Genomic DNA, 6,000 nt, shown 5'->3' on the forward strand with positions numbered 1-6,000 from the left:
GTCCGGCCGGCGGCGCTCCCATCGGGAGGCGGCAAGACGGTGGATCTTACGCTCCCGCCCGCCGCACCGCGAATGCTTTTCCCGCAACCGGAGCGGCACCCCGGGGGCCCTCAGGGTTCACCCCGGGGGCGCCCTAGGGGACGGACGTCAACCCAGAGGCGTACGTGACACGGGAGACTTCAGACTTCCGCCCGATGTACTGCAAACGGCGGATTTCCTACCGTAGGGACATGACCACAGAAACCTTCACCCCAGGCCCCTCCGCCGCCGGCAGCACCGCCCTCGGCACCCACCACGAGCACCCCCGCCACCTGCTGGGAAGCACCCTGCGAGCCGTCCGCGTCTTCGCGCAGACCGCCGTCGAGGTCGTCCTCCTGGGCAGCGAGGGCAAGCACCGCTGACCCAGGACGGAGCACGGCCCCCACCCGGCGGTCCACTAACGTCGCGGCGGTGACCGCTCTCAGCGAGGTGCACCCGGCGCCACCCTCCGTACGCGCCCTGTCCCGCCGCCTGCTGCTCGTCCTGGCAGCCCTGCTGGCCCTCGCGCTGGCCCTCGCCGGATACGCGCTCTTCTTCTCGACGTATCCGGTCCCGATGGCGGACATGCTCGTCTACCGCGCCGAAGGCGCCGCCGTCGCCTCCGGCCAGGACCTCTACGGCTTCCGCGTCACCCGGTGGAACCTCCCGGCCACCTACCCGCCCTTCGCGGCGCTGCTCTTCGTGCCCACCACCTGGCTGCCACTCGGCGCTCTGCGCGGCGGCTTCGTCCTCGGCAACCTCGGGCTGCTCGCCGCCCTGACCCACCTCTCGCTGCGCTGCACGAGCCGCCCCGGCGGCGCCCGCCACCCGGCCGCGCTGATCGCGCTGCCCGCCGGCGCCCTGTGCCTGGAACCCGTCTTCCAGACGTTCGTCTACGGCCAGATCAATCTGGCGCTCGCCGTCCTCGTCCTGTGGGACCTGTCCCGGCCCGACGGCGCCCGCGGCAAGGGCTTCGCGGTCGGGATCGCCGCAGGCATCAAGCTCACCCCCGCGATCTTCGCCGTCTACCTCGCCCTGACCGGGCGCACCCGCGAGGCCACCACCGCGGCCTGCGCCTTCGCCGGCACCGTCCTGCTCGGCATCGCCGTGCTGCCCGGCGCCTCCGTCGACTTCTGGACCACGCGCCTCTACGAGACCGACCGCGTCGGCAAGGCCTGGATCATCGACAACCAGTCCCTCCAGGGCCTGCTCGCCCGGCTCCTGCACACCGAGCACCCCGGCCTCGTCTGGGTGGCCGCCGCCGCGCTCACCGCCGCCGCGGGCCTCGCCGTCGCCACGTGCGCCGCCCGCCGCGGCCTCGAAGCGTGGGGCGTGCTCTGCGCGGCCGTCACCGCGCTCCTGGTCTCCCCGATCAGCTGGTCGCACCACTGGGTCTGGTGCGTCCCGCTCCTCGCCCTGCTGGCAGCCCACACCCGCGGCCTCCCCTGGCGCCGCGCCGCGGTCCTCGCGACCGCCGCCGCCTTCGCCTGCCGCAGCATGTGGCTCACTCCCCACCAAGGCGACCTCGACCTCCACCTCCCCTGGTGGCAACAACCCCTGGCATCCCCGTACCCGCTCCTGGGCCTGGCCTTCCTGGCCGGCACGGCGTTATGCCTGCGGCGGGCCAATGGGCGACCCAGCGCGGCCACCCCCGGGCTGTGACGTGAGGGGGCCGGGGCCGCAGGGGTGGTGGTTCGAAATGCTGCCGAGCTATTGGTGGGCCGCCAGGCCCTGAACAGTCGATTTCGAACCGCCGCCCCGGAGGACCCGGCCCCCGGAACCGCGAACCGGCGGCCCGCTACGTCAGCAGCTCGTCCGCGTCCATGATCCGGTAGGCATATCCCTGCTCCGCCAGGAACCGCTGCCGGTGTGCCGCGAAGTCCTGGTCGATCGTGTCCCGCGCCACCACCGAGTAGAAGCGCGCCTCGTGCCCGTCCGCCTTCGGCCGCAGCACGCGGCCGAGCCGCTGTGCCTCCTCCTGGCGGGAGCCGAACGTGCCGGAGACCTGGATCGCGACCGTCGCCTCCGGCAGGTCGATCGAGAAGTTCGCGACCTTGGAGACCACGAGCACACTGATCTCCCCCTGCCGAAAGGCCTCGAAAAGCTTCTCGCGCTGGGCGTTCGACGTCTCGCCCTTGATCACCGGAGCGTCCAGGTGCTCCCCCAGCTCGTCCAGCTGGTCGATGTACTGCCCGATCACCAGCGTCTGCTCGCCCGCGTGCTTCGCGACCAGCGCCTCCGTGACCCGCCGCTTCGACGCGGTCGTCGCGCAGTAGCGGTACTTCTCCTCCGGCTCGGCCGTCGCGTAGGCGAGCCGCTCCGTGTCGGTCAGGTTGACGCGGACCTCCACGCAGTCGGCCGGCGCGATGTAGCCCTGCGCCTCGATCTCCTTCCAGGGCGCGTCGAAGCGCTTCGGGCCGATGAGGGAGAAGACGTCGGACTCGCGGCCGTCCTCGCGGACGAGGGTGGCCGTCAGGCCCAGCCGGCGCCGCGCCTGCAGGTCGGCGGTGAACTTGAAGACGGGCGCGGGCAGCAGGTGCACCTCGTCGTAGACGATCAGGCCCCAGTCGCGCGAGTCGAAGAGCTCCAGGTGCGCGTAGACGCCCTTCCGTTTGGTCGTCAGCACCTGGTACGTGGCGATGGTGACCGGGCGGATCTCCTTGCGGGTGCCGCTGTACTCGCCGATCTCCTCCTCGGTGAGCGAGGTCCGCTTGATCAGCTCGTGCTTCCACTGCCTCGCTGAGACGGTGTTGGTGACGAGGATCAACGTCGTCGCCTTGGCCGTCGCCATGGCACCGGCTCCGACCAGCGTCTTGCCCGCCCCACAGGGCAGCACCACGACACCGGAGCCGCCGTGCCAGAAGCCCTCGACGGCCTGCTGCTGGTACGGGCGCAGCGCCCAGCCGTCCTCCTTGAGCTCGATCGGGTGCGCCTCGCCGTCGACGTAGCCCGCGAGGTCCTCGGCGGGCCAGCCCAGCTTCAGCAGCGTCTGCTTGATCTGGCCGCGCTCCGACGGGTGCACGACGACGGTGTCCGGGTCGAGCCGGGCGCCGACCAGCGGCTGGACCTTCTTCGAGCGGAGGATCTCCTCCAGCACCGGCCGGTCGGTGCTGGTCAGGACCAGCCCGTGGACGGGGTGCTTGCTGAGGGTGAGGCGGCCGTAACGGTCCATCGTCTCGGCGACGTCGACGAGCAGCGCGTGCGGGACGGGGTAACGGGAGAACGCGACGAGCGCGTCCACGACCTGCTCCGCGTCGTGCCCGGCGGCGCGCGCGTTCCACAGGCCGAGCGGGGTCAGCCGGTAGGTGTGGATGTGCTCGGGGGCACGCTCCAGCTCCGCGAACGGGGCGATGGCGCGACGGCACGCGTCCGCGCGCTCGTGGTCGACCTCGAGGAGCAGCGTCTTGTCGCTCTGGACGATGAGAGGCCCGTTGTTCAAGTGCCACACCCTTCGGTTCGTGATGGAGGCAAGCCTCCAGTGTCGCGCATCCCGGTCATCGGCAGTGGCGCCCGCTGCGTACGACGGCGGGCAGGGGGTAGACGCCCCCTCGACCTGAATGGGGGGAACGCATGACCCGCACGGATCTGTTCCAGCCGGCCCGCGATCGTCTGAAGGCGAAACGCACGTCCAAGCCGCGGTCGAAGGCGGCGGGGGCCCGGTGGAAGCCCACGTCGTGGAAGCCCGTGGGGAAGAACACACGGAAGCCGGCCGCGAAGCGGGTGCCGAAGCCGCGGACGAAGCCGGTGTCCCGGCCCGCCCGCGACCCCCGCGACCACCCGGGCGAGCCCCGGTCGTTCGCCGCCGGGCTGACGCGCGCGCTGGTGATGGTGCTGGCCTTCGTCTTCATGGTCGGTTTCGCCGTGGTGCTGGCGAAGCTGACGCTGCAGCCGTCGCCGGCGTCGGTCAAGCTCATCCACACGAATCTGCGGCCGGGCGACTCCATCCGCCAGTACATCGACCAGCCGGCGTTCCGCGACACGGTGAAGCAGATCGGCGGCAACCTGGTACTCGGCGTGCCGTTCGGGATCCTGCTGCCGGTGCTGTTCCCGAAGACCCGGGGTCTGCTGCGGGTGGTGCTGGTGACCGCGCTGGTGATGGTGCTGGTCGAGGCCGCGCAGGGCGCGATCGTCGAGGGCCGGGCCTTCGACGTCGACGACGTCATCCTCAACACCACGGGTGCGCTGGTCGGTTATCTGCTGCTCGGCCGGCGGCTGGGCCGGGCCCTGCATCCGCGACGCCACCACTGGTGGCAGCGGCGGGACCCGTCCGACGGCGAGGGTCGTGCCCGCCGCCCGCGCAAGCGCGAGGCCGCCTGACGCGGCATTTTCGGTGTCAGGCCGGGTCGTCGGCCAGTTCCGATACGCCGGTGATGCGGTGCAGGGCGAACGTGCGGACCTCGTCGGCGGTGTGGTCGTAGGCGGTGACGAAGCCGCCCTCGACACGCACCGGGCCGATGACGCGCTGGCTGGCGGCGCCGTCCGCGTTCACGTAACCGATCCAGAGCGAGTCGCCGGTCAGTACGGCGGCCTGCATCGTGGCGAGGGTCTCCGCCGCGGCGGTACGGGGCAGCCCGCCGCGGGCCGCGGGCGCGGGGACGCTCTCGCGGTGCACGGCCGTGGAGGCCCGGTCGCCGGCCCTGATCGCCTTCACCGCGGCGCCGAGCAGTGTGCCGTCCGGGACCGGCGGTCCGTCGGTGACGGGGGTGGGCGCGGCCCGCCGCGGGGTGCGGACGGCGTCGGCGCGGGTGATGACGACATCGCCGTCGGCGGATTCCGCGGCCGGCGCGAAGCCCATCGCGCGCAGCCGCTCCAGCAGCGTCTCCGGCGCGCTCTGGGCGGCGAGCACGGTCGGCGCGAGGCGGCGCAGGCCGAGGCCGGAGGCCCTGCGGTCCGCGAGCAGCTCGCTGAGCAGCGCGTCGTCGTCGCACCGCAGGTACGCGGAGGCCGCGCCGACACGCAGTCGGCCGTGCCGGCGGGCCACGTCGTCGATCAGATAGCTGAGCGGCTGCGGTACGGACGTCCGTGAGTGCTCGGCGAGGAACGCGTGCAGGTCGGCGGCCGTACGCCCCGCGTCGAGCGCCCGGCGCACGGACTCCGGCGTGAACCGGTACACCGTCGCCCCGCCCTTGGACTCGATGTCGGCCAGCACGCCGATCATCTCCGCGAGCGGTGCCTCCAGCGGGCCGGGCGCCACCGCGGTGAGGTCCGCCTGCAGCAGCACGTGGTTGAGGGGCTCGGGGAGGAGCGGCGCGAGGCGGCTCGCGGCGGCAGCGGCCGCCGCCGCGGCTTCGGCGGGGGTGATGGCCGCGTTCGTGGCCGCGTTCACGTCCACGTTGACGTTCGTGTTCGCGTTCGCGGAGGTGCCGCGCCGCCGCGCAGCGGCCGGTCCCAGCGCAGCCGGTCGAGCAGTTCCGCCGGGGCGGCGGAGGCTCCCTCGGGGAGCGCGGCGAGCAGTTCCAGAACGCGCCGCCGGACCTCCGGCGCGAGGGAGCGGTCCAGCTCGGGGCCGAGCGCGGACAGCGCGCGGCCCTTGGAGTCCCGGCTGCCGACCAGGCCCGCGACGCGGGTGGCGGACAGCCAGGCCGCGGCGAGCACCGTCCAGCGGTCCTGCGCGGGCAGCCGGAGCCAGTCGTCCGACGCGGGCGTCGGCGCGTACGCCTCGTCCAGCTCGCCGTCCGAGGCCAGCAGGCCCGCCGCGTAGGCCAGTTCCAGCCAGAACGCGGCCATCGTCTCGGACACGTCCAGCGTCGTCGCCACCCGCTTCAGGTCGCGGACGCTGACACCGCCGGCCCGCATCACGGGCGGGCCGCCGGTCTCCCACGCCTTGAGCAGTTCCGCGCGGAGCGCGTCCGTCCCCGCGCCGCCGCGCAGCGGCCGGTCCCAGCGCAGCCGGTCGAGCAGTTCCGCCGGGGCGGCGGAGGCTCCCTCGGGGAGCGCGGCGAGCAGTTCCAGAACGCGCCGCCGGACCTCCGGCGCGAGGGA

4 protein-coding genes and 1 pseudogene are annotated in these 6,000 nt (G+C 73.2%); 3 read left to right on the top strand and 2 right to left on the bottom strand.

Annotated features, from left to right (window positions below):
• The first annotated feature begins 230 nt into the window (after nucleotides 1-230).
• Nucleotides 231-401 (top strand): hypothetical protein, encoded by a 171-nt coding sequence (locus tag O3W51_RS25415; protein ID WP_187144921.1) that lies wholly within the window; start codon nucleotides 231-233, stop codon nucleotides 399-401.
• 49 nt (nucleotides 402-450) lie between these two features.
• The gene (locus O3W51_RS25420) at nucleotides 451-1,680 is read left to right on the top strand and encodes a glycosyltransferase 87 family protein (RefSeq protein WP_244809224.1); all 1,230 of its coding nucleotides are present in this window, start codon (nucleotides 451-453) and stop codon (nucleotides 1,678-1,680) included.
• A gap of 136 nt (nucleotides 1,681-1,816) precedes the next feature.
• Here the strand turns inward: O3W51_RS25420 and O3W51_RS25425 are convergent, their stop codons facing one another.
• Entirely contained in the window at nucleotides 1,817-3,457 is a 1,641-nt protein-coding gene (locus O3W51_RS25425) for a DNA repair helicase XPB (protein ID WP_138358904.1), read from the bottom strand.
• A 131-nt stretch (nucleotides 3,458-3,588) separates the two neighbouring features.
• Between O3W51_RS25425 and O3W51_RS25430 the strand changes: the two genes are divergently transcribed.
• Entirely contained in the window at nucleotides 3,589-4,335 is a 747-nt protein-coding gene (locus O3W51_RS25430) for a VanZ family protein (protein ID WP_187144920.1), read from the top strand.
• Nucleotides 4,336-4,351: 16 nt separating this feature from the next.
• Here the strand turns inward: O3W51_RS25430 and O3W51_RS25435 are convergent.
• Nucleotides 4,352-5,853: pseudogene (locus tag O3W51_RS25435) on the bottom strand (helicase-associated domain-containing protein); the annotation flags it as partial.
• Nucleotides 5,854-6,000: the final 147 nt, after the last annotated feature.

Origin of the sequence: Streptomyces sp. H39-C1, assembly GCF_027158125.1 — a bacterium.
Taxonomy (GTDB): domain Bacteria; phylum Actinomycetota; class Actinomycetes; order Streptomycetales; family Streptomycetaceae; genus Actinacidiphila; species Actinacidiphila fildesensis.

Coding starts and splice junctions, on each gene's coding strand:
- O3W51_RS25430 (WP_187144920.1), top strand. CDS start 3,589: ATGACCCGCACGGATCTGTTCCAGCCGGCCCGCGATCGTCTGAAGGCG.
- O3W51_RS25415 (WP_187144921.1), top strand. CDS start 231: ATGACCACAGAAACCTTCACCCCAGGCCCCTCCGCCGCCGGCAGCACC.